Source organism: Paenibacillus sp. V4I7 (assembly GCF_030817275.1).
Classification (GTDB): domain Bacteria; phylum Bacillota; class Bacilli; order Paenibacillales; family NBRC-103111; genus Paenibacillus_E.
The window spans coordinates 7,977,637-8,000,846 of the sequence record NZ_JAUSZD010000002.1; the positions used below are offsets into that span (position 1 = coordinate 7,977,637).

General features: G+C 48.3%; 19 protein-coding genes, 1 pseudogene and 1 riboswitch. Of the genes and pseudogenes, 18 read left to right on the top strand and 2 right to left on the bottom strand.

What is annotated here, in order from left to right; genetic code table 11:
* Positions 1–192: 192 nt before the first annotated feature.
* The 12 genes from QFZ80_RS37375 to QFZ80_RS37425 all read left to right on the top strand — a co-directional run bounded on the left by QFZ80_RS37375 (position 193) and on the right by QFZ80_RS37425 (position 15,619).
* Entirely contained in the window at positions 193–3,312 is a 3,120-nt protein-coding gene (locus QFZ80_RS37375) for a stalk domain-containing protein (protein ID WP_307563666.1), read from the top strand.
* A gap of 46 nt (positions 3,313–3,358) precedes the next feature.
* A complete protein-coding gene (locus tag QFZ80_RS39265) occupies positions 3,359–3,481 on the top strand; it encodes a stalk domain-containing protein (RefSeq protein WP_373460462.1) in 123 nt (40 codons plus the stop codon).
* Between the two features lie 17 nt (positions 3,482–3,498).
* A complete protein-coding gene (locus tag QFZ80_RS37380) occupies positions 3,499–6,264 on the top strand; it encodes an adenylate/guanylate cyclase domain-containing protein (RefSeq protein ID WP_307563668.1) in 2,766 nt (921 codons plus the stop codon).
* Positions 6,265–6,285: 21 nt separating this feature from the next.
* Positions 6,286–6,780 (top strand): GNAT family N-acetyltransferase, encoded by a 495-nt coding sequence (locus QFZ80_RS37385; RefSeq protein WP_307563670.1) that lies wholly within the window; start codon positions 6,286–6,288, stop codon positions 6,778–6,780.
* A 47-nt stretch (positions 6,781–6,827) separates the two neighbouring features.
* Positions 6,828–9,860 carry a cyclic nucleotide-binding domain-containing protein gene (locus tag QFZ80_RS37390; RefSeq protein WP_307563672.1) on the top strand — a complete coding sequence of 1,011 codons (3,033 nt, stop codon included), beginning with the start codon at positions 6,828–6,830 and terminating at the stop codon, positions 9,858–9,860.
* A gap of 74 nt (positions 9,861–9,934) precedes the next feature.
* On the top strand, positions 9,935–10,351 hold the full coding sequence (locus QFZ80_RS37395) for an ATP-binding protein (RefSeq protein ID WP_307550081.1): 417 nt from the start codon (positions 9,935–9,937) through the stop codon (positions 10,349–10,351).
* A complete protein-coding gene (locus tag QFZ80_RS37400) occupies positions 10,348–10,683 on the top strand; it encodes an STAS domain-containing protein (protein ID WP_307550079.1) in 336 nt (111 codons plus the stop codon). The genes QFZ80_RS37395 and QFZ80_RS37400 overlap by 4 nt, the downstream gene beginning before the upstream one ends.
* 21 nt (positions 10,684–10,704) lie before the next feature.
* On the top strand, positions 10,705–12,153 hold the full coding sequence (locus QFZ80_RS37405; RefSeq protein ID WP_307563674.1) for a PP2C family protein-serine/threonine phosphatase: 1,449 nt from the start codon (positions 10,705–10,707) through the stop codon (positions 12,151–12,153).
* Positions 12,154–12,286: 133 nt separating this feature from the next.
* Complete coding sequence (locus QFZ80_RS37410; protein ID WP_307563677.1) at positions 12,287–12,853, top strand: hypothetical protein; 567 nt, start codon at positions 12,287–12,289, stop codon at positions 12,851–12,853.
* The gene (locus tag QFZ80_RS37415) at positions 12,825–13,145 is read left to right on the top strand and encodes an eCIS core domain-containing protein (RefSeq protein ID WP_307563679.1); all 321 of its coding nucleotides are present in this window, start codon (positions 12,825–12,827) and stop codon (positions 13,143–13,145) included. The genes QFZ80_RS37410 and QFZ80_RS37415 overlap by 29 nt, the downstream gene beginning before the upstream one ends.
* 84 nt (positions 13,146–13,229) lie before the next feature.
* On the top strand, positions 13,230–15,086 hold the full coding sequence (locus QFZ80_RS37420; protein ID WP_307563681.1) for a hypothetical protein: 1,857 nt from the start codon (positions 13,230–13,232) through the stop codon (positions 15,084–15,086).
* 14 nt (positions 15,087–15,100) lie between these two features.
* A complete protein-coding gene (locus QFZ80_RS37425; RefSeq protein ID WP_307550072.1) occupies positions 15,101–15,619 on the top strand; it encodes a YbjN domain-containing protein in 519 nt (172 codons plus the stop codon).
* A gap of 59 nt (positions 15,620–15,678) precedes the next feature.
* Here QFZ80_RS37425 and QFZ80_RS37430 read toward each other — a convergent pair whose 3' ends face one another.
* Positions 15,679–16,317, bottom strand: coding sequence for a hypothetical protein (locus QFZ80_RS37430; RefSeq protein WP_307550070.1), 639 nt, complete (start codon positions 16,315–16,317; stop codon positions 15,679–15,681).
* 224 nt (positions 16,318–16,541) lie between these two features.
* Between QFZ80_RS37430 and QFZ80_RS37435 the strand changes: the two genes are divergently transcribed.
* Positions 16,542–17,162 carry an NUDIX hydrolase gene (locus QFZ80_RS37435; protein ID WP_307563683.1) on the top strand — a complete coding sequence of 207 codons (621 nt, stop codon included), beginning with the start codon at positions 16,542–16,544 and terminating at the stop codon, positions 17,160–17,162.
* Between the two features lie 38 nt (positions 17,163–17,200).
* On the opposite strand, the gene QFZ80_RS37440 is transcribed toward QFZ80_RS37435, so the two are convergent.
* Positions 17,201–18,184, bottom strand: coding sequence for a bile acid:sodium symporter family protein (locus QFZ80_RS37440; RefSeq protein WP_307563685.1), 984 nt, complete (start codon positions 18,182–18,184; stop codon positions 17,201–17,203).
* A gap of 151 nt (positions 18,185–18,335) precedes the next feature.
* Positions 18,336–18,434, top strand: a riboswitch (TPP riboswitch).
* A 351-nt stretch (positions 18,435–18,785) separates the two neighbouring features.
* Here QFZ80_RS37440 and QFZ80_RS37445 point away from each other — a divergent pair.
* The 5 genes and pseudogenes from QFZ80_RS37445 to thiD all read left to right on the top strand — a co-directional run.
* The gene (locus QFZ80_RS37445) at positions 18,786–19,406 is read left to right on the top strand and encodes a thiamine phosphate synthase (protein ID WP_307550065.1); all 621 of its coding nucleotides are present in this window, start codon (positions 18,786–18,788) and stop codon (positions 19,404–19,406) included.
* A 9-nt stretch (positions 19,407–19,415) separates the two neighbouring features.
* Positions 19,416–20,780, top strand: a complete 1,365-nt coding sequence (thiO, locus tag QFZ80_RS37450; protein WP_307564336.1) for a glycine oxidase ThiO — start codon at positions 19,416–19,418, stop codon at positions 20,778–20,780.
* The gene (gene thiS, locus QFZ80_RS37455) at positions 20,764–20,967 is read left to right on the top strand and encodes a sulfur carrier protein ThiS (RefSeq protein ID WP_307550061.1); all 204 of its coding nucleotides are present in this window, start codon (positions 20,764–20,766) and stop codon (positions 20,965–20,967) included. The genes thiO and thiS overlap by 17 nt, the downstream gene beginning before the upstream one ends.
* A gap of 5 nt (positions 20,968–20,972) precedes the next feature.
* On the top strand, positions 20,973–21,740 hold the full coding sequence (locus tag QFZ80_RS37460; RefSeq protein ID WP_307563688.1) for a thiazole synthase: 768 nt from the start codon (positions 20,973–20,975) through the stop codon (positions 21,738–21,740).
* Between the two features lie 520 nt (positions 21,741–22,260).
* Positions 22,261–23,049, top strand: a pseudogene (gene thiD / locus QFZ80_RS37465) (bifunctional hydroxymethylpyrimidine kinase/phosphomethylpyrimidine kinase); the annotation flags it as partial.
* Between the last annotated feature and the right edge of the window lie 161 nt (positions 23,050–23,210).

Below are 23,210 nucleotides of genomic sequence, written 5' to 3' on the forward strand. Positions count from 1 at the left end.
TGCGTAATCCCTACAAAAATCCGCTGTTTCCATTACTTTTATACTACTAGATAAGTATATGAGCAGTCTATTACTATATTCGATCGTTTTCACTATTTTTCTCCAAAAGATGGGTGCGGGAGTAGGGGTAGATATTGTACTATAGGAGGAGATGGTTGAGCGGAGGGATTCATAGTGATAGGGGTAAAATTTGTGAAGTTGGGACTTGTGCTGCTGCTAGGAGCCTCGTCGATTATGGCAGCGGGTTCGGGAGCCGAAGCTGCGACGGTGAAGTCTTTAACCATGCGGGAAGCTATCGATCAGGGTTTGAAAATAAGTCCGCAATTGCGGGATGCCAAGACCGATATTTTGAAGAAAAAGATAGAGCTGGAGCAAGCGCAGCATGCGGTTAAAAATGAGGAAGCTAAGGCTTCCGGACTATTTGCCAAACCTCGCAATTTAGGTCAGGAATTATCGACTCGTTTGAAGGTGCCTGAAGCACGCAAGCAGCTTTATATCGCGCAGGAAACATTGCGGCAGACGACGAATACTGCCCGATTTGATGTGCAAAAAGCTTATTTAGCAGCTTATCAAGATGCAGTGGCAGAAGAAAATGCACGGAAGAAAACGGAAGAAGCTAAGACAGCAGTGGAAACGGTGAAAAAGAAGCGGAAATTCGGTCTTGCAGATAGTACTGAACAAGAGAAGGCAGATAAGGCGCTGGAGAAGTCGCTATCTGAATATAAACAAGCGCAGCTAACGGCCAAATCTAGTCGTCTAGCACTGGGCAAGCTGCTGAATTTGGATATGGAAAATAAAGTTCAGCTTTCGTTTGAGCCGGATTACGCGGATTTGAATCAGAAGCAACTGCCTGCCTATATCGCAAGGGCTCAAAAGTCAACGCTAAGTTTGCTTAAGGACACGGAGGATCGGCGGTTAGCAGATGAGAAGCTGAATACGACGCGTGATTTGTACAGCTCTAAGTTTGGTTCGGCGCGAATGAAGGTCATGGACGGCATGTATAAAGCCAAAGATGTGGATATGGAGCTGTTCCTAGCTAGTTATGAAACGACACTTTCACAAGTGAAGAAGGATTGGGAAGGCTTTTTCATGCTGCTTGGATTCATTCCTATTCCTAAATCGCTGCTTCAAGGGGAGTTTGACGGGCTGCGCTATTTGGACGATCTCAGGGATGCGCTTCCGATCGCGACTATGGAGCAAAATAAAGCACTGCTTCAGGAGAAGGAAAGCCGGAATGCAGTCATTGCTGCGGTGCGGCAGTCATTTTTGGAAGCAAAAGAGGCCGAAGAAGGCTATGCGCAGGCTTTGCGTGATAAAGACAATGCGGTAGCCAATCTGGATAAAGCGAACCAGAAACTGAAGTTAAGTCTGATGAAAACGGATGAGCTGCAGGCTTATAAGGACACTGTCATTCAAGCTGATCAACAAATTCTATCTGCACAAATGGGTTATAAAATGGCGCTCGGTAAGCTGGATATAGATACCGGAGGAGCGGTCGAAAGAACGTTAAAGAAAGGTATCTTGCCTTATCGTGACCTTGATGATGGACTTGCTGCGGTTAAGCCCCAAAAGCCAAAGGCTCCCTTAGGAACCTGGAAGCTGAAGCCTGCAGTAGGCCCTCTGCTTAGCGACTTCAGTGTCACCGTAAATAAAAAGCTGGGCGCTACGGAGTACGCGGTGTTTACGAAAGAAGGCCGTGCTATTGGGAAGCGGACGAAGATAAATAAGCCTGTACGTAATTTATCGCTGAAGTTTAGTTCAATTGATCAGCTGAAGGTTGTGCTATATAAAAAAGGGAAAAAGATCGATGAACTACCTCTGGAAGGAAAAGGGAATTCAGGGCAATTAGTAGCTGCAACTGCCGATGATGGAACGGCTGGTGACTCAGGCAGCCAATCTGGTGGCGGCACAGGTGAAAATGCCTTAGGTTCAGCTGAAGAAGAAAAAGGGCTGGGAACCGTCATCATCGGTTCCTACAAAGTACAGCTAGACGCGCTAACCCCAGCAGCCTATAACGCAGCAGCAGCCACGATGACGAAGTCGGGGCAAGGGATTTTTTATAAATCGGAGGAACCTGGGGCGGTTTGGATTGGCATGGATAATGCCCTAGACCCTAGCGCGCTAACCGATCCAAGCAGTTCTGCTGTGCTGACGAAGGAAGCAAAGGCTGCTTTGAAGGTTACCGTCGAGATCATGAAGCCGGGAGCTATTGCTTCCTTGGAAACACCCGCACAGCTGCAGCAGCAGATCGATACGCTGAAGAAAGATATCGTGAAGCTGGAAGCGGCCAAAGAAGCGGCCGTAACGGACTTGAAGCTGAACGAGATCGCCGATCTAGCCGTTCAGCTGAAGGATGCAGAGGCCCAGCTCGGGATGCTGGAAGCGCTGCTGAAAGGCGACAGCCAGGCAGCTCTCAAGCAGATGGAGCTGGTGAACAACCCGGACGCGCTGATCGCAGCGCTGTCCGAGGAAGCCGCACCGCCGGTCGAACCGGGCGGTGAAGGCACTCCCGGCGGCGCAGGGCCGGACGCCGGAAACGAGGCCAGCGAGGATCAGCTGGCCGAACAAGCCGAGCTCCAGCAGCAGAAGCTGGAGCAAGCCCTCGCCGCCGGCGAGCCGAAAGCGGCAGCAGCTCAGCTGCAGCCGCTTCTGGCGACGCAGGCGCAGCTCGCGGATGCGCAAACTGGCGCATCCGAAGGCTTGGCTTCGCTCAAAGAAGCGAAGCTGAAGCTCCAAGCTGCGCTTAGCGCAGCGCAGCAGGATCCTGAGCGGGTCGCGACGCTGACCCGCTCACTACAAGCCGTCGACGAAGCGATGCAGTCGCTGCAGAAGGACGCGCTGTTCGCGCAGCTTGACGCTGTGCAGGAGCTGCTGGCAGCGCTGCCGCCAGCTTCAGCCGTGCAGCAGCAGCTGGAACAGCAAATAACCAAGCTGCTGGAGCAGCTCCAGCAGCAAGAGAAAGCCAAATACACGCCAGAGGAGCTGCAAGCTCTGGCTGAAATCTCAACCACCTTGGCTGACATCACAGAGGTAGACACAAGCTCTGGTTCTGACGGTTCAGTTGGTTCTGTGCCGTCTGGATCCGACTCTGACCCAGATTCCAGCCTAGTTCCTGTCACGATTCAACCCATTTCGGCAGAAAACGTACTTTCTCCCAATATTTTCATCAAATTCGACGTTCCGCCTGTTATAATAAACGGGCAGGCCTATTTACCTATAAGATCCGTATCCGAATCGTTCGGTGCGGCCGTTGATTGGGACCAAGAAAGCCTTACCGTAACGGTAAGCACGGAAATATGCGACCATCACTAGCCGTATTAATAGTACTACGGCTTACATAGATGGTGAGCCCGCCGAAATCGATGGACCTTCTTTGCTGCTCGCAGGAAGGACCTATGTTCCACTAAGGTTCATTTCCGAGTCCCTAGGACTTCAGGTCGACTGGCATGCACCAACTCAAATCATTCAGATTTCTAATTAAGAGGAGATTAAAGAGCGATGAAGAAATCAATCGCGGCATTGCTGCTCGTACTGCTGCTTCTGGGTGCTGCCGGTACTTATCTTAGTCTAAACCGGGATAGCTTCACGCTATGGCCCTTTAACAAAAGCATGCCCTTTGATGGTTTATCGAAGGCTGTCTCTGATCATCAAAACAATTTGTTCGTGATCGATAATGCCAAAAAAACCATTCACAAGCTGAACAGCCAAGGTGTTCTACAATTCTCCATCACAAGTGAGACGGGGAAGAACGGGGAAGTGTATCGCTTTAATGATATGGCTGTCGATGACCAAGGCTACCTCTATACCATTCGTACACTGCTTGATCCTTACGGCATTGCGGTCAAATCCGAGCAGATTGTTCGTTATAAGCCTAACGGACAGTTTGATCGCAGCTTGTTTACAGAAGAATATGATTCACAAACGAAACGATACAGACTTGGATCCTTACGAAATGTCCAGGTTCGTGAAGGTATGGTGTACTTTTTCAACGACGAGGTTCAGCAATTAGCCTTATATCAGGCCCCTGTAGGAGAAGCTTCATCCTCCGAGCCCAAGTCCGTTTACACGATTAAACTTCCGGAGAATAAATATGTGTCCGAGGCAGACGGCTACAAGCCAGGGGAGATTTATTATTCAACGCGCAGCGGAGAAATTTATCGTGCTTTTAGTGATGGACACTCCGAGTTGGTTTATCCGCTTCCCGGTCTTGACCGTACAAGACGTAATTTTCCGGAGAGCTTGCATTTGGATAATCAGGGACGGCTGACTTTCATCGATTTCAACAGCAAATCAATCTCCAGACTTGATCCCAAGCAGCCCTACATCATCGAAGGTCTTGTGAATGAGGATAAAGCCAAAGCTAGCGGCGTGGAGCTTGCCTTCGATGCAACGAATAGCAGTATCGCTCAAGATGGCAGCCTCATTATTGTAGAATCAGCTCAAATTAATCGCCGTCTTTCGGATGGAACCATTACCCCCTCCCTCGTAGAGGCGTTGTATAGCGAAGCCACGAAAACAAAGGCCATTATTCTTTGGTCTATCGCTATAGCAGGAATTCTACTTCTGCTGTATGCAATCAAAATCGTTTTCTTTAACTTGCTGCAGCGTCGTCTCCCTCTCATGATGAAACAAATTTTTATTTTAGTACCGGTTATTGCGGTTTCGATGATTCTTCTCTCTACTGTCATTTACACTAGCTTCTCGAAGAAAATGGAAGAAGAAACCTTCAGTGAGCTTCTCTTACTGGCTAAAAACGGTCAAAACCTGATTGATGGCGATAAGCTAGAGAGTCTTACTTCACCTCTGGATTACAATGGGACTATTTATCAATCGTTCCGTAAAAAGATTCAATCTGTCTTTGACAATAATGAGCAAGATGATAATCAAGGCTTTTACAAAGCGGTTTATAAATACGAGAACAGCGTCATTTATCGTATTTTGGAAGATGATGACGGGATGCATATGTTCAATCCTTTTCTACAAACACCCGAGAATCAGCAGGTCGTGCTTCAAGGGAAGCCAGCCAAAGGCCAATGGCAGGATTTCTCCGGTGAGTGGAGATATGCGATTGCCCCTATTTTTAATTCAGCGGGTAAAATTGTCGGTGTTTTCGAAACAAGTAAAAACTTGGACGGCATCCTCAAGCATCGCCAAACGGTACTCCAATCGATCATTCGCAACATTGCTTTTATTTCGATAGGCTTACTGCTCGTTCTCTTTCTGATGACTTATGTGCTGCTCTCTTCGATTCGTAAGCTTCGCAATAGCGTTGGGGAGATTGCCAAGGGCAACTGGGATGCGGTTGTTACGATAAACACAAGGGACGAAGTGTCAGACCTAGGCGACAGTGTCAATACGATGGCTGCTCGCATTCGGGATTATATCACCAAAGTAGAAAACTTCAGCCAATCCTACTATCGCTTCGTGCCGCAGCAATTTCTGCGTTTTTTGAACAAAGAAAGCATACTGGATGTCGAGCTTGGCGATCAGGTGGAGCAAAATATGTCCATCTTAATTTTCAATATCCGAGGCTTTTATCAACTGTCCAAAAGGCTTTCGCCGGAAGAGAACTTCAACTTTGTGAACTCATTTCTTAAAAGATTCGGACCTTATGTGCGCAATCATCAAGGTCTCATGAATAAGTACTTAGGAGCGGGCTTCATGGCGTTATTCCCGAATCAAGCAGATGAAGCGCTGCGAGCCTCTATTGAGATGCGTAAAGAACTGGACATCTACAATTCTCATCGAGCCAAAGTTGGTTATAAGCCTGTTGATTTCGGCATTGGTTTGCATAAAGGACCGCTTCGACTAGGGATCATTGGTGAGGAGCAGCGTTTGGAAGGCAATGTGATTTCCGACGGGGTTAATTTGGCAACCATGCTGGAGAAAATGACGGAACCGCTAGGGGCATCGATTCTCATTACCGATTATGTGGTTCAATCGTTGGAGCAGCCTGCCGGCTTCCACTATCGCAATTTGGGATTGATTCAGGTTGAAGGGGTGAAAGAGCCGCTTCATCTGTTCGATGTGTACCAGGGTGATCCGGATACGATTCGAGCTCTGAAGGATAAAACCAAAGCTTTGTTCGAGCAAGCCGTAACGTATTACCAGGTAGGCCGTTTCTATGATGCTCGTGAAGCGTTCTTAATGGTTATTAAGCAAAATCGCCAAGATAAAGCAGCACAGCTGTATTTCTATATTTGTGATGAATACTTCCAAAACGGTACAACAGCAGAGTGGAATGGTACATTATCTGTTTCTTAATGTGAAAGAGGCGATCTTGGCATGCATGTACAAGAATTAGTAATGGAAAAGGACGCATTGCGAATTACAGATTTCTATTTGTCTTCGGATTCTTTTGATGACCAGCGGCATACACCGGGAGAGCTTGATCATTTCCGCAATGCTCCCCTGCTAAGCTTAACGCAGCGCAATCATCGTCATTGGTTTATTGAGAACGAATCAGGTGAGATTATTGCGGTTACCAGCTGCAAGGAAAATGAACATCAATCCGGAGGATTTCTGTGGGATTACTTAGCTGTACACCGCGAGTACCGCAGACATGGCTTTGCGAAGATATTATTCCAAGCGTTAGAGACGTTCGCTAGGTTAGCGGAGGGACGATATATACTTACCTATACCTGTGATTTGCCAGAGTATCAACCCATCCAAAAAATGTTTACAGCGAATGGTTTTGAATTAATCGGCACTTATCCGAACTACTATTATGAAGGTGAAGCCAGGCTGGCTTTTTACAAACCACTGTTAAACAACAAATGAAATAATAGATTGGACCTGATGATATGCAAGGAAGCTTAACTAGATGGATGGGACTGCGCACAGAAGATATTCGGAAGCTATGGATGATGCTACCGATCTTTTATTTTAGCGGGATTGCTGAATCCTTGAACTATACCGCGTTCATGGCGCTTTTTAACCAAAGATTCGGTGTGCAGTATTTACCTTATATCTATATCGTAGAAGCGGCAATCATGCCTCTAGAGGGCTGGCTCTTAGCGAAGCTGGCGAATCGTCTGCCCAAGGCCAAAATGATGACTACGCTCTACCTAATCATGATGGGATTGCTGCTCCTCAATGGTGCGGTGCTGCTTGGATTTAAGCTTGGCGGCATTGATTTCAGGTATTACTACCCGATTCTGTTCTTGTCTTCCAACTTTGTCGTGAGGCAGTTGACGCTGCTGCTTTGGAGTACGGCCTTTGATCTATGTCCTACTCAGCAGGCCAAAAGGTTAATGCCGGTGTTCATCGCTTCGACGACGACCGGCGGTATTACGGCAGGCTTGATCGCCCACCAAATTGGTAAACTGCTAGGTACCGAAGCGGTGTATGCGCTTGCTCCAGTGTTGATGGTGTTCGGCTTCATCTTTTTCCGCAAAGCGTTGGCACGGTATTTGGTGCCCTTGACTTTGAAAGAAGACAAACGATTGAAGGACCTTGGAACTTCTGGAGCGGGTGGAGAGGCACAGCAGCCTGCTGGCTATTATGCGAAACAGATGCTGCGCAGCCCGTTCCTGCTTTGCGCCATTGCTTTGATGACACTTATGCCTGCGGTTTATTTTATGATCGAGTATCAGTACTTCACGGTTGCTGAGAGCAAGTTCCCCAAGGAAGGCGATCTAACCTCATTTTATGGATTAATTACCGCTATTCAGTTCACGATCTGCTTGCTTCTACAAACCGTGTCTACCCGCTTAATGAACTGGCTGGGCGCGAGCAATATGCTGCTGGCGATTACGGTTATCTTTCTTGGCGGCTTTGGACTTACTGCTTTGTTTTTAAATCAATCGCTGGGGCTCGTGATGGTATCCGGCTCTTATGCCATTTTTTATATTCTGCTGTATTACATTGCGGAGCCGTGCTATCAGCTCTTTTTTAAAATGATGCCTATCGGAAAACGCGACGGCTATCGTTATTTTGCTCAGGGTGTGGCTGCTTCGGGCGGGATCTTAATCGGTTCGCTGCTATCCTTACTGCATTCGTTTGGTCTCATTCAGCTGTCCCCTCTTGCCTGGGTAGGTGTAGTTGCAGCGGCTATTCTCGTCGTTGTGGCTTGGTACGGAAGGAATCTGTACATACGTGAGTTGGTCAAAAGTGTGCAGTCCTTGCATGCGGATCTATCGGATATTGCTGGCTCCTTTATCGGGGGCATTCGCAGCTCCAAAGCTTTGGCCTCCATGCTCGGCTATCTGAAGCATCCGAATGATTATGTGCGAGAGTTGGCGCTCGAAGTGATTGGTAAAGCGAAAGATTCCGCTTTCCTGCCGCAGTTGATCGGAATGATTGGTGAAGAAAGCTCAAGAATCCGCATTGCTGTGCTGCGGGCGATGAATTTGCAAGGGGCAACGATCCAGGATCTCGTGCAGGTGGCTTCATTCTTGGAGGACGAGGACCCTGAGGTACGTGCTGAGAGTGTGAAGTTGATTTCAAAGGCAACGCATCTCAAAAGCCAATCGCATTTCTTCATTCGTGTTAAGCTGCTAGATAACCATCCGAAGGTTGTACACGAAGGCGTTAAGGCACTTTATGCGCTGGAAAGTGAAGAAAGCTATCAAGCCTGTGACGAGGCGATTATTAAAATGCTCGATAACGGTGGTGAATGGGCCGTTTATGGCTGTCATACCGTCGCTGATCTGAAGCTTGATTCCTATTCAGCATGGGTGTTATCGCTGCTCGACGATCATCGTCCTGCTGTCAAAGTTGCGGCTGCGCACTGTATGGGTAAGCTTCAGCAGGTGGATGCAATTCCCCGCCTCTTGTCGATGGTGCCACTCGCAGATCAAGAGCTGCGCAAGGCCATTCTCGAGGCTTTCGTAGATATGGGGGCTAAGGCCCTGCCAGCATTGCTGAACGGCGTGAATCATGTGAATCCGTTTATATGGAATTCGGCGGTTACAGCGCTTGCTGAGCTGCTGGATGAAAGTAAATTACGTTCAGAGTTAGTTGACCGCTGCGTTAGTCGAATGCTTGCTTCCACGCAGGAACGCGCTCTACCGGCTGCTCTTCAAGAGCTGGGGATGCAGGGGCTTGCTGAGCTTGCTAATCAGCGCTGCGGGGAGCTTCATAATGCGCTGGTAGGCGGTGCGTGGGCTGTAATGGCCAAGTTCGTAGATGAACGTGTGGTGACGACACTCCGCGAAGCGACTCAGGACGAGAGTGATGAGGTTCGTGATAACGCTTTGGAAGTTCTTGCTGAGGGACTCGGCGATCGCAGATTGGCCCTGGCACTGTTGGAATTATTAAAGAAAGAGACTGTGAGAAGCAGTGTAGCAAGAACGGAGCCGCTTCTCATTTTGCAAGAAGCTAAGTTTTGGTCGGATGATTGGCTTCGAGATATTGCTGTTTATGCACTAAGTTCACTGGAGCGTGCCGATATGAAGGAAGATCGTAGGTTTTTAACGATGCTGGATAAAGTTATTTTCTTGAAGCAGGTCTCCCTATTCGCGGACCTGTCCGTGGATGAACTAGGTTTAATTGCAGGGATTGCAACGGAAGAAGTACATGAGGATCTTACTTATTTATTGCGCCGTGGTGAGCGGAATGCAGCCATGTATCTCATTATTGAAGGCAATGTTGAACTGAGCAATGAGACAGGTATTGGGGAGACTGTAACGATTGGTGTACTAGGACCGAAGCAAGCGTTCGGCGAAACGACGGCATTAGACGGATCGCCTTCCTCGATTACAGCGCAAGTGATTTTCGATGAGGTGCGTGTGCTCACTTTGCAAGGGGAAAGCTTGTCTCGGTTAGTGAGATTATATCCAGAGATCGGGATTGGGCTGCTTCATGCTTCTAGTGCCAGAGTGCGGCTGCTCGAAAATATGCTTTTGAAAATGGCTTAAAGCAGTTGGTCGGCTAGTGGCTTCAGTAATCAGCGTCTGAGAGGGTGAATGTCGTGTCATTGGAGTCTATCGTTTTGAGCAATGATCTGAAGGAACTGGAACGGCTAGGTGTATTCTTGCGAGACTTGTCGGAGACGATGGGCATGGATGACCATACGCTATACCAAGTGAATTTAGTCTGCGACGAGCTTGTGACGAACATCATTCTCTATGGCTATCCGCCTGGTGAAACCCGTATGCATACGATCCGAATTGATGTGGGGCGTGTCCCTGGTGGTTGGGAGCTTCGAATGACAGACCGCGGAGTGCCATTCAACCCTCTGTTGAAGTCAAGTCCGACTGTGGATCAGAGCTTGGATGATCGAGGGATTGGCGGTCTCGGTATCTACTTTGTGAAGCAGGTTATGGATGATATTGTGTATGAACGCTTGAACGAGGAAAATGTTCTAATGATGAAAAAATGGCGAATCAAGGAGGAGGGAATATCATGATAATAACCGAGCAAATGCAAGGTGAAATCACGCTGCTGAGCTTAAACGGCCGACTGGATGCGAATACATCCGCGAGCTTGGAATCGGCTTTTGCCAAACTAGTCGAGCAGGGGAAGGGCAAGTTCGTGTTTGATCTTCAAGGTCTTGACTATGTCAGCAGTGCAGGGCTCAGAAGCTTACTTTCAGCAGCCAAAATGATTAAGGTAATTCAAGGCAAGCTGGCGCTAGCACGAATGAATGAGCATGTGAAGGATGTTTTCGACATGTCGGGATTTAGCCGTATTTTCTCGATTTATGAGACAGAAGCGGATGCCATCCATGCGATTTCTTAGTTGGAAGGGGAGGCGCGCTAAATGAATATCGTTGTTGGTGTGCTTCTCATCGTTTGTCTTATGGTTATCATTTTGTGGAAGCTGAGTGAGCGGAAACGAAGATTTGCAGAGTTGGAGCTTCAACGGACAATGCAACTATTCGATGTGAGCCTGGAAGTGAATTCGACGATCCGCAAGCAGGATTTGCTTGTGAAAATCATGGAAACCTCTTCCCGCATTATGAATGCCGAGGCTTCATCGGTTATTTTGGTCGATGAGGAAAAAGGGGAGCTGTTCTTTGACCTCGCGCTTGGTGAAAAAGGCGATGAAGTTCGTGAAATTCGCCTCAAAATAGGTGAAGGCATTGCAGGCTGGGTCGCCCAAACCGGCAAATCGGTCAAAATCGACGATGCTGCGAAGGATGAACGCTGGTCGTCAAAGGTGGCCAAACGGGTCGATTACCCGACACGCAGTATGCTCTGTGTCCCTCTTGTTAGCAAAGGGAAAATTATCGGTGTGCTGCAGGTGCTCAACAAACGAGATGACGCTCATTTCACGGATCGCGATTTGCAGCTTCTCGAGTCCATCGCTTCGCCAACAGCCGTTTCTTTGGAAAATGCCATGTTGTATGACGCGCTGGAGAAGTCGATTCATGCATTGAAAATGACGACGGCTGCTAAGGAACGGATGGAGAGCGAGCTGCGCATTGCTACAGACATCCAGATAGGCTTCCTGCCTCACGGGAGTTTGTGTTTAAGCAGTGGCGGCGTTGAGGGTGATATGAGCAGCTCATCTGAAGCGGGAGGTCTTGAAAGTAGTGACGTAGCCGTCGTGGAGACACAGGCCATTATTCGTCCTGCTCGTGAAGTCGGCGGGGACTTCTACGACTACTTCTGTATCGGGGCGGATCGCTTGTTCTTCGTGCTTGGCGATGTATCTGACAAGGGAATACCGGCTGCTTTGTTCATGGCGGTAACCATGACGTTGTTGAAAGGGAAGATGACCTCAGAGATGACTCCTGGAGAGCTGTTGACGGCAGTCAATCAAGAGCTTTATAAGGATGACTCAACGATGTTTGCAACGATTTTCTGCGGTTTACTAGATGTTCGATCAGGGCAGTTAATTTATAGCGATGGTGGGCATTGTCCCCCTTACATCATGCGGGGAAGCGGAGACGTGGAGCAGTTGAAAGGGAAGAAAGGGCTTCCGCTTGGCGTTATGGATGATATGCTTTATATGGATAATGAAATGACATTAGGTCTTGGTGAACGAATTATACTGTATACCGATGGGATTACAGAGGCGGAGGATCTGCTGCAGGAGCAATATGGCTTCTCCCGACTAAGTGAACTATTGAAGAAGGAGCAAGCAAGTAATCAAACGAGCTTGCTTGAGCGGATGGTTGAGGACGTAGATTTCTTCACGAATGGCGCTGTCCAGTCTGATGATATTGCTGTGCTCGTTATAGACAGAAATACAACCAAAATGTAATCTCAAAGCCATATAGTTGTGATATAGTGAATTTATACGACTTCATGCGTTCAGACACGGATAATTAGGGGATGCAAGCCATCAGCGGATGGGAAATAAGACTGGGAAATACCACAATAGGGGGTTCATGCCAATGCAACAGTCACGACTAAACAGGCAACCAGATACTTCTTTGCAAACAAATCAACGTACCAAAAGCAGTACGCAAGGACAGTCTGCGGGAGCAGATCTGATGAATATTCAGCGCACGATTGGCAACAAAGCTGTTGGCAGCATGCTGACTGTTCAGACGAAGCTTACTGTTGGACCCGTGGGCGATTCTTATGAACAAGAGGCCGATCAAGTCGGTAAAGAAGTAGCTGATCATATCGCAGCATCGGAAAGTGGCGGGGCATCTAAGACTGACGTTCAGCGTACGGAGAGTGAAGGTGCAGGTTCGGAAGACGAAGAACTTCAGATGAAGCCAGCGGAGACGATCCAGCGTATGGAGGAAGAGGAAGAGCTGCAAATGAAGCCAGCAACCGAAACGATCCAGCGTATGGAAGAAGAGGAAGAGCTACAAATGAAGCCATCAGCAGACTCGATCCAGCGTATGGAGGAAGAAGAGGAGCTTCAGATGAAGCCAGAGGCAGACTCGATTACAGCGTATGGAGGAAGAAGAGGAACTGCAGATGAAGCCGTCGGCGGACGGAAGCTTTGATGCAGGGGCTTCTATCGAATCCAAGATCAAATCGCAGCAAGGCAGCGGAAGTAAGATGGATGATAGCATTCAAGCGAAGATGGAATCGGCTTTCAAAGCCGATTTTAGCAACGTTAATATTCATAATAATGCGGAGTCTTCCAAGCTTAATGCGGCGTTGGGAGCGGAAGCATTCGCAACAGGAAATGATATCTTTTTCCGTGAAGGCAGATATAACCCAGAAAGTCATCAAGGTCAAGAACTCCTGGGGCATGAATTAACGCATGTAATCCAGCAACGAGGCGGCAAATAAACTTAAATCTACGGCAACAAGGAATACTTATTCGCTTGTTGCCTTTTTGTATGGATAACATAACGCACAAAGGAGTCAGGCTCTGTGGCAAAAGGTAACCAAATTCAAACCAAGTCGATTGCATCTGTACACCAGAATTCAAATCAATCGCAAACATCTCAGACTAGTAGTAGCGCACCTCAGGCGTCTCCACTGGCTCGGGACTTTTTTATGCAAATGCAGCGCACAGCGGGTAATCGGGCAACACAAGCTTATGCGAATCAACTTATTCAGAGAAATCCTACGGCTACCCAGCCGCAAGTGGTTCCTTTGCCAACGGCAACAACAGCGCCATCCGTGGCAACGCCTGCGCCACTTTCCACTGTAGCAGCACCAGCTACAACAGTAGCGACCCCGCAGAGTGACGGGACTAAAGAAAGTGCGGACATGGGATCTGGCGTTGTTTCAACATTCAGTGACAGTTTCGGGATGAGATCGGAGGACTTGGATGAGTCCTTCAAAAAATCGAATAATGCGGGTGAAGAAGAACTATCGAATAGCACGGGAGCTGTTGCTTCAACAGCGGATCTCATTGGCGGACCGTTCCAAATTTTGAGTACGATCAGAGAAATGCTAGCCATTTCTGAAGATGACCGAACAAAATTAGACTACACGTCAGCAGGTTTATCCATAACCGAAGCAGGAGCCAAAATGGTCAGTGGATCGGTAGGCTTGATAGATAAATCAGCTAAATCCACAGGTCATGAAGATGGCGTGGGTGCTTCCTCCTCCGTCAGTGACTATTCCGGAACGGTTGCTGAAGCGATAACTTCTGTTAAGAGCGCCATTTTGACGGTTAAGGCGATTTATGATTTGTACAGTAAGCATGCTGAAAATGGCGGTCTGGACAAGGGCGAAAAGTCCAAAGGCGCTATTGAAATTATTAGCAATGCCATTCAGACTGCGCAATCCGGTCTCAAAGTGGCCAAAGGCATCATGAAGCTTATGGAAACAAGCACAGCCAGCTTAACATCCGTAATACCAGGTGTCAGCATTGCTGTAAGCGGTGTGAAGATTGCTATTAAAACAGTTGATGTCATTAAAGCTGGCTTAAATCGCTCAGCCATGACAACGTTGAAACGTGACTTTAAAGGGAAGCACACGGGTGCGGACTTCATTATTGCTAAGCGTTGGTTCCGCAATGCTGGTGTGGATAAAGCAAAGCTTGCAGCGCATAAAGCGGAGCTTGAACGGAAGAAGGCACTAGGAGTTGCAGGTGCCGCAGAGCAGCTTGAAGAAATCGCTGAGTATGAATTAGCGAAAGAAATGAAAAATATTAACGTGAAGCGTACAACACGCGGTGGCTTGCAAATCGGGTTAGAGTTAACTAAAATAGCTGCAGACATTGCAACGTTGACTGGGGTCGGAGCGCAAGTCGGAACGCCGCTCAAAATTGTCGCTTCCGGCGTAAGCGCCGCGATACCGATTGCGAGGAATTTGAAACAAGCGGGCCGCGATCGCGCCTCCAAAGCCGGCGCATGGGGAATTACCAAAGCGGTCTTTGATGCTGATAAGTCGACTGATAAGAAGCGGGAACAACGCGGACGGGATGCGGATTTAATTCTGAATTTGATCAGGAATCTTCCTAAGCTATACGAGCCAACACCAGCACCGGTGACTGCTGCGCCAACACCAACATCGGCATCAGCACCTGCAACATCAGGACAGGCTCCTGCAACAGCACAGCCACCAGTATCTGCGACACCTGCACCAGCGCCTGCACCGATAGCTATACCTGTAGCAGCAGCTATGCCTACAGATCCAGTTATTCTTGCTCGATATGAGCATGTACGCAGTTATGTAGAAGCGGCAGGAGTAAGTTTACCAGCCCTTAAGACGGTTGAGAACGATCGAACTAAATTGAGAAAAAGCTTGATTGAAGCCATGGCCCAAAGAGAGTAGGAGAGTGTACATACATGTTGCCAGATAAAATACATGCGCGTCATTTGGCGCAACTAGGGCTTCTGAAGGAAATTTTAGATGAGACAGGCCTAGCAACCAATTTATTGGAAAAATCCGAAGCGATTCCGCTTCACGTCCTTATGGCGGGGTTTCAAGAGGACAAAAAAGGCAGGGAACGTTTCCTTCACTTTAGCTTTTTACCGCTGAATGATGATGAAATTGGTGCGATTCAGCTGTTGCAAATTTACAGCACGCTACCTTTTCATCTGCAAGAAGGATCGCGCGATGCCGTGGCTTCTGTCCTGCTGGAAATTAACACAAGATTGCCGATCGGTCATTTTGGCATCAATGAACAGAATGAGCTTCACTATCGGTATGTGTATAGTATTTCAGCGTCCAGCACTTTTGAGAGCGAAGAAGTGTTGGAGATTCTCAGCTTGTTCGTCTACATGTGCGATATGTTTGCTGAGCATGTTGAATTAGTAGCGAGTGGCGAAGCCTCTGCCGTGCAAGTTGTTCAGTCTTTGAGATAATTGAAGTAAACCGAAAAACCGATTCCTTCTTTAGTAGGAGATCGGTTTTTTGGCTGGTACTATTTGATTTTTGTCTGCAGCAGTTCGATAAGCTGCTTACCGGGATCTCTCATTTCGCCGCCAGCAGGACGATTTCCATTGCCATTCTTGCCGCCAGTTCGATCGGGTGCATTGGCGTTTGGTTGTGCGGAAGCATCTGGTTTATTTGCTGTATTTCCAGATTCACCATTTCGATTACCCTTGCCATTGCTGGTGTTTCCGTTATTCCCAGGTCCATTTGCAGCGCCGTTTCCTTGATTGCTCATACGCCCAGCTGAGTCTTCTATAAATTTCTTCTGGGCATCCGTTAGCTTTTCAATCAGCTTGGTCTTGTTTGCATCACTAAGCTCAGCTTTTGTAACGATTTCTTGGGCAACGGGCAGCATAGCTTGAGCTTGTTCCTTCGTAATGGTAAGTCCATCTGCTTTGTCTAGCATGAGCAGCGTCTGAAACGTACTGAACATTTGTCTTTGCGCAGCATTCATGACAGGTCGGTCTTGAGCATTTTGCTTGTCGTCTGCCTGTGATTGTCCATTTTGTTGTTGTTGCGGTTGTGCTGAGCTTGCTGCAGCAGGTTGTGAAGTTGAGGGATTCCCACAAGCGCTTAATAATACCGGGATAAGGATGCATAAGCCCGCTATTTTTGTCATTTTTATCATGCAATGTATCACTCCTATCAATCATCTTCTTCACAATCCTACATGGCAATTATGAAAAATCTGAGAAGAGAAGCTGAATGATACCTAAATGTTAGCTTAATTTGTGCTGAGGGATATCACACAAATGATGTCGTAATCGAAATGATTGCGCCACGACACCCATAGACTAGTGATAAGGGCATCCAGCTAATGGGTGCCCGATTGCAACCGGGGAGGTACTGTTTATGCAGGAGCTTGTTGGGGAATGCAAGGCATGTAAAAAGCCGATTTTCTGCAATGATGGATTTATTAACGGCGTAGTGTTAGACGATAACACCTTAATATGCTTTGAATGCTTCAAAGGAGAGAGCGAAATCGAGAAGTGGCACCGACACTTGGGTGCATATGGAATTTGCTTGCATGAAGGAAGCCTTTTGGTAATCCGAAAGAGTAATGGTCCATATATCGGGAGGTTCGACCTTCCGGGAGGCACAATTGAACCTAACGAAACTTTAGCGGAGGCAGTGCGAAGGGAAATTAAGGAAGAGGCTGGAATAGAGATTCAAATTAAAAAGAATATCGGCGTGTGTGATTTTATTGTTCCATATGTACTTCCTAAGAGAGGAACTTCTCATATTCATCATGTGGCTATATTTTATTCAGTTGAATATATGGGTGGAAATTTATCATCTAATCCTAAAATGTTTGAGGGGCAAGATTCTTTAGGAGCATTATGGGTTCCAGTGAGTGAGTTATATTCAGAAAATTCATCGCCTCTTGTCCTTCAAGCAATTGAATGGTTAAGATCAGGTGAATTGCCGATTAACTTTCAGCGTTTGGATGAGTGGGTCGTAAAGAAGCTTTAAAAACTAACAAAAAAGAAGCTGCTCGGGCAGCTCCTCAACTAAACTTGTTTCACACTTTTCACGGTTAAGCTGGGAATATCACTTTTCAAAGCGTAGCGTCTGTTCAACAGATAGCCGAAAAGAGAAGCCAGCGATTGCTGGAACAGCATGCCTAGTACAACGGGGATAGCTACCGGAGGCGGGAAGTAGGCAACTGCGAGTACCGCGCCAGCACTAATATTGCGCATTCCACTGTTAAACGTAAGTGCTACGACGACGTCTTGATCCCAACGCATAAGCTTGGCGACAAGCCATCCTAGGATATAACCAAGTGAGGCTATGAAGAGTACAAATGCGGCTAAACCTAGTAATTTAGCATCAAAATCACGTAAATAAGGGGCGATTACGGAACTGTTGATAGCGACAACGATGCCCATAGTTATTTTCGAAAAAGGACCTAGGCGCCCACTCCATTGTTCTTTAATTTTGCCGCGTGTCCATTGATTCAGCAGCATGCCAATGATGGAGGGTAGAACGATCATCAGGAACAGACCTTTCATCATCGCGAAGGTGTCCATCTGCACTTTGGTGCCAATTAAAGCAGATAAAGTGTAGGGTACGACAAAGGGCGAAAGTATGGTGTCCATGAGAATAATCGATAACGTGAGCATGATATTTCCGCGATAAATAGCTACCCAGACGAAGCTTGAAATGCCAGTAGGTATTGCTGCTGCTAAGATGAGCCCAGTTATGGTCATGGGCTCATGGCTGTAAACGACATGCCCGAGAACCAGCGCAATCAGCGGCATCGCGACATGTAGAATTAACAATGTGGTTATAAGTGGAAGAGGCTGAACGACGACTTTGACGAATTCTTTGAAGCTGGAGCTTATGCTGCCCGCGAAAGTCATAAAGGCAAACAACCAAGGGGATAAATAGGTGAATCCGGATAAATGACTGCCTAGCAATACACCGATGAGCACACTGACTGGTGTAATTAGCGGCAAGATTTTTTCTAAATGACGATTCAATTGAGACAGCATTTAGGTGAACATCCTTCCTTTAAACTTCTTAGGCAGCTTTGTCTCCCTATTATATGAGTTGAAAGGGGTGGTGACTAGATTAAGATGCGGAGAAATTTTTTTGTTTCCAAGCAATGGATGACGTGCTATGATATTTAACAATTACATACGAATGAATCCCTAGGGGCGCCGCAAGGCTGAGACAGAGCAATCTGAACCCTTTGAACCTGAACTGGGTCATACCAGCGGAGGAAAGTGGAACGATCATTGGAGCCCCATCTTTGTATATTTATTAGGCGGCGCAACCTACAACCACTTTTCTTTGGAAAAGTGGTTTTTTTCATGCCTGAAATTAAGCTTTTAGGGGAATTGATTTAATTCTTACATATTGGGCGGGTCCTAGGAGTTGCAATTTTATATGGATTATAGTGATGTTTTTGATCGCTAAAGTTGGAATATATGAGTTAAGTGGGTTAGTGATGTTTTTCAGCGTTAAAGTAGCTGGTGCGGTGAAAAACATTCTTAAAACCAGAAGATGAAGCTGAATAAGGAAAATTCTTGTTTTTAGTCTTGTTTGTTTTTTATGAATTAATAAAGCCCAGGAAGGGAGTTGAGCCTCAATATGTCAGCATATGAACTGCATGTCATTTCCAATGGTAAGTTATCTTGGACGGAGTTGGCGGCGATTGCAGCTCAGATTCACCCCCATGTTACAGCCATTCATATACGTGAAAAAACGAAATCATTAGACGAGATCTTCCTAGGTGTGCAGTTTCTGCTCGAAACAGGTGTTCCTGCGAAAAGCCTATATATCAATGGTTACCCATCTATTGTCACGGCTGCAGCTTTAGGTGGTTTACAACTCCAAGGCAGCACCCCGCCGCTTTCAACCCTGAGAGAATTCTGTCAGGGAGTGCAGAGGACTGGTGTATCGATACATAGTGCGGAGGAAGCTAAGCAGCGAGAGCGGGAGGGTGCGGATTATGTGATGTTTGGTCATATCTTTGCTTCGAATTCTAAGGTGGGTATCCCGCCTAGGGGGTTGGGGCCGCTCAGAGATGTGGCAGCCCAGGTGTCAATTCCGATTATTGCGATCGGAGGCATGAGACCTGAACGGGTAAGTTCAGTTTTGGAAGCGGGGGCTTCCGGTATAGCTGTGATGAGTGGGATATGGGAAGCGGAAGATCCGTTGGAGGCTGTGAGATCTTACGCCAAGGAGCTAGAGCGAAAGGAGGCGGGATAAATGAAACATATGAACGATGTGATCATCGTCGGCGGCGGGGTCATTGGCTCCTCAATCGCCTATAACTTGGCAAAGCGAGGCCAGTCCGTCATGCTCCTCGAGCGCGGGAGGCTAGGCATGGAGGCCTCGGCGGCGGCGGCGGGCATGCTCGGAGCACAATCCGAGATGGAGGATACGGGACCGCTTTTCCAGTGGGCCCGGCAAAGCCGAGCGATGTTCCCTCAGCTGAGCGAGGAACTGAAAGCTCTCACGGGCATCGACATCGGTCTCGTCCGTGAAGGGCTGCTGAACGTGGCGCTCAATGACGTTCAAGAGCAAGAGCTGCGCGCGAGGGAGAAGCTCCAACGCGCAGCGGGCGAGCAGGCGGAGTGGCTGAGCGCAGCTGCAGCCGCTAAGCTCGAGCCCGCCTTGAGCTTTGCGACGCGCGGAGCCTTATACCTGCCGGGGGATGGGCAGGTAGAGGCTCCGCTGTTGGCGGCGGCGTTCGCGCAGGCAGCCCGAGTACTGGGGGCGAAGGTGCAAGAATTCGCCCAGGTACAAGGGCTGCTGACGGAGCGAGGCCGAGCCGTCGGGGTTATGACGAGCGAAGGTCCGCTCTATAGCGACCACGTCGTTGTGACAGCTGGTACGTGGAGCGGGCAGCTAATGGCAGGTATCGGCGTCGACCTGCCGGTGTATCCCGTGAAGGGCGAGTGCTTCTCTGTCCTTACGACGAAGCCGCTGCCCAGGAAGACCCTGTTCACGACAGGGTGTTATATCGTCCCGAAAGCCGGAGGACGACTGCTGGTCGGGGCGACGGTAGTGCCGAACAGCTACGACCGCAAGGTGTCGCTGGCTGGGCTGGCTGAGCTGATGGATCGCGCGAGGCTGCTCATGCCCACGCTTGGCGAAGCAGAGTGGGAGAAAGCTTGGTCGGGTCTGCGACCGCAGACGATAGACGGGCTGCCGTACATCGGCAAAGTGCCGGCGTACGAGGGTTTATATGCCGCTTGCGGGCATTACCGCAATGGGATTTTGCTCAGTCCGATCACCGGCAAGGTGATCGCGGATCTCGTTTTAGGCGGGGGAGAGGACTCCTTCCAGCCTGAGCTTGAGCTGGGATTGGAGATAGGATCAGTGACAACTGAGGCAAGTTCAGGGGCAAGATCAGGGAAAGGATCCGGGATAGGATCTGAGACTGGATCAGAGACTGGATCAGAGACAAGATCCGAGGCAAGAACACAGACAGGAACACTGACCTTTTCGGCTATGGGATCGTTGCTCGATGCTTTTAGTCCTGATCTATCGGGGCAATCCAAGCGGATTGGGCGGCGTGAAGGGAACCTATTTTCAGCCACAGGAAAGGAGTTGTACAGCATTGAAGCTGCACATTAATGGACAAAGCATAGACATTCCAGATTCGATCCGAACCATTGAAGAGCTGCTCGCGCATTTTGAGTTGAGTGAGAAGATGCTCGTCGTGGAACATAATGAAAACATTTTACAAAAAGAAGATCACGTGAAAGTCGAGCTTTCTGAAGGACATAAAATCGAAATCGTTCATTTTGTTGGAGGGGGATAATTCTTATGTTAAAAATCGGTCCTTACGAGTTTCGTTCACGACTATTGCTAGGCACGGGGAAGTTCCCGGATTTCAATATTCAGAAGCAGGCGGTTGAGGTTAGTGAGTCTCAGATTTTGACGTTTGCCGTGCGACGTATGAATATTTTTGAAGCGAGTCAGCCTAATTTCTTGTCGATGCTGGATGTGTCGAATTTCACTTTACTGCCGAATACGGCAGGCGCCAAAACAGCCGAAGAAGCTGTACGCATCGCGAGACTAGCGAAGGCTTCCGGACTTTGCGACATGATCAAAGTGGAAGTTATAGGAGACGAGATGACGCTGCTGCCTGATCCGGTTGAAACGTTGAAAGCCTCGGAAATGCTGCTAGAGGAGGGCTTCATCGTACTGCCATACACATCGGATGATGTACTTTTAGCCAAACGTTTGCAAGCCCTCGGAGTTCATGCCATTATGCCTGGCGCATCGCCAATCGGAACAGGTCAAGGCATCATTAATCCGCTGAACCTGAGCTTCATTATTGAGCAATCGACCGTACCTGTAATCGTCGATGCTGGCATTGGCGCTCCTTCAGACGCGGCGCTTGCTATGGAGATGGGAGCCGATGGTGTGCTGCTCAACACCGCTGTGTCGGGTGCTAAGGATCCTGTCAAAATGGCTTACGCCATGAAATTGGCAATTGAAGCCGGACGTGCCGGATTCGAAGCGGGTCGTATTCCGAAGAAGCGGTATGCCTCGGCTAGCAGTCCAATGGAGGGCTTTAGTCGAGTTTAGTTGGAGAAGAGCAAAAGTGTGGGTCTGAGAGGTCCAAAACGGACGACTCGGGAGAGGGAACGTAGATAATCCATGGTGAGCGGTCGATAAAGGTCCTCTCGGGTGGTGTAAGTGGGTTGAGAGTAAGAATGTGGGACTGAGAGGGCCGAAATGGACGTCTCGGTAGAGGGATAGTAAATATTTCCTGGTGAGCGGTCGATAAAGGTCTTCTCGGATGGTGTGAGTGGGTTGAGAGTAAGAATGTGGGACTGAGAGGGCCGAAATGGACGTCTCGGTAGAGGGAACGTAGATATTCCACGATGAGCGGTCGATAAAGATCTTCTCGGGTGGTGTGAGTGGGTTGAGAGTAAGAATGTGGGACTGAGAGGACCGAAATGGACGTCTCGGGAGAGGGATAGTGAATATTCCACGGTGAGCGGTCAGAAAATGCTTTCTCGGATGTAGATGTTACCGCGCTGAAGCAAGAGTATGGGTCTGAGAGGGCGGACATGTAGAGGTTGAAGCTGAAAGGGGGAGTAAGATGTCTGTTTACAAAGCATTAACGATCGCGGGCTCGGATAGCGGAGGTGGTGCGGGGATTCAAGCAGACTTGAAGACGTTCCAAGAGCTGGGCGTTTATGGGATGTCAGTCATTACCGCTGTGACTGCGCAGAATACGCTTGGTGTTCAAGGGGTTTATCCAATGAGTACCGAGGCGATCGAGCAGCAGTTGGCCTCTATTGGTGAGGATTTAACACCTAATGCGCTCAAAACAGGGATGTTATTCAGTGGTGAGATTATTCGAATCGTAGCGTCCGCGATACAAACCTACAAGTGGGAGCGGATCGTGGTTGACCCAGTGATGATAGCCAAAGGCGGGGCCTCCTTGCTTCAGCAAGAGGCTGTTGAGGCGATGATTCACTCTCTATTGCCGCTGGCCGATGTGGTTACACCGAACATACCTGAAGCTGAGGTGCTTAGCGGCTTGCAAATAACGGACAGTGAGTCGCGTCAACAGGCTGCGAAGCGGATTCATCTTTACGGCTGCAAAAATGTGATGATTAAAGGCGGACATGAAGTGAATACGGAGTACGCAACTGATTTGCTTTATGACGGGAAGACTTTCACGGAGTTTTCGTCCAGACGCTTGGTTACCAAGCATACGCATGGTACAGGTTGCACGTTTGCTGCTGCGGTCACTTCAGGACTTGCGCAGGGGTTAACGACGAAAGAAGCCATCCAATTGGCAAAAATATTCATCCAAGCTGCAATCGCAGAGCCGTTACACATAGGCAGCGGTCATGGTCCAACGAACCATTGGGCTTATCAACGTGGAGTTAGAGTGAGCAATGCACGTACGGTGGCGAATGAGCTTGATAGGACGTCAGCTGGCAGGCAGCAAAAGAGTGATATGGCTGTGAACGTTGAAGTCAATGCCCCTGACTTAGATGACATTATCGTCAACGAAGATGTTCTCACACGGGGTGTGCG

Bases quoted from the DNA above. Each gene is read 5' to 3' on its own strand.
- QFZ80_RS37385 (WP_307563670.1), top strand. From the start codon at position 6,286: ATGCATGTACAAGAATTAGTAATGGAAAAGGACGCATTGCGAATTACA.
- QFZ80_RS37400 (WP_307550079.1), top strand. From the start codon at position 10,348: ATGATAATAACCGAGCAAATGCAAGGTGAAATCACGCTGCTGAGCTTA.
- QFZ80_RS37445 (WP_307550065.1), top strand. From the start codon at position 18,786: ATGTCAGCATATGAACTGCATGTCATTTCCAATGGTAAGTTATCTTGG.
- thiO (WP_307564336.1), top strand. From the start codon at position 19,416: ATGAACGATGTGATCATCGTCGGCGGCGGGGTCATTGGCTCCTCAATC.
- QFZ80_RS37380 (WP_307563668.1), top strand. From the start codon at position 3,499: ATGAAGAAATCAATCGCGGCATTGCTGCTCGTACTGCTGCTTCTGGGT.
- QFZ80_RS37440 (WP_307563685.1), bottom strand. From the start codon at position 18,184: ATGCTGTCTCAATTGAATCGTCATTTAGAAAAAATCTTGCCGCTAATT.
- QFZ80_RS37430 (WP_307550070.1), bottom strand. From the start codon at position 16,317: ATGATAAAAATGACAAAAATAGCGGGCTTATGCATCCTTATCCCGGTA.
- QFZ80_RS37415 (WP_307563679.1), top strand. From the start codon at position 12,825: ATGAAGCCGTCGGCGGACGGAAGCTTTGATGCAGGGGCTTCTATCGAA.
- QFZ80_RS37460 (WP_307563688.1), top strand. From the start codon at position 20,973: ATGTTAAAAATCGGTCCTTACGAGTTTCGTTCACGACTATTGCTAGGC.
- QFZ80_RS37390 (WP_307563672.1), top strand. From the start codon at position 6,828: ATGGGACTGCGCACAGAAGATATTCGGAAGCTATGGATGATGCTACCG.
- QFZ80_RS37410 (WP_307563677.1), top strand. From the start codon at position 12,287: ATGCAACAGTCACGACTAAACAGGCAACCAGATACTTCTTTGCAAACA.
- QFZ80_RS37405 (WP_307563674.1), top strand. From the start codon at position 10,705: ATGAATATCGTTGTTGGTGTGCTTCTCATCGTTTGTCTTATGGTTATC.
- QFZ80_RS37425 (WP_307550072.1), top strand. From the start codon at position 15,101: ATGTTGCCAGATAAAATACATGCGCGTCATTTGGCGCAACTAGGGCTT.
- QFZ80_RS37435 (WP_307563683.1), top strand. From the start codon at position 16,542: ATGCAGGAGCTTGTTGGGGAATGCAAGGCATGTAAAAAGCCGATTTTC.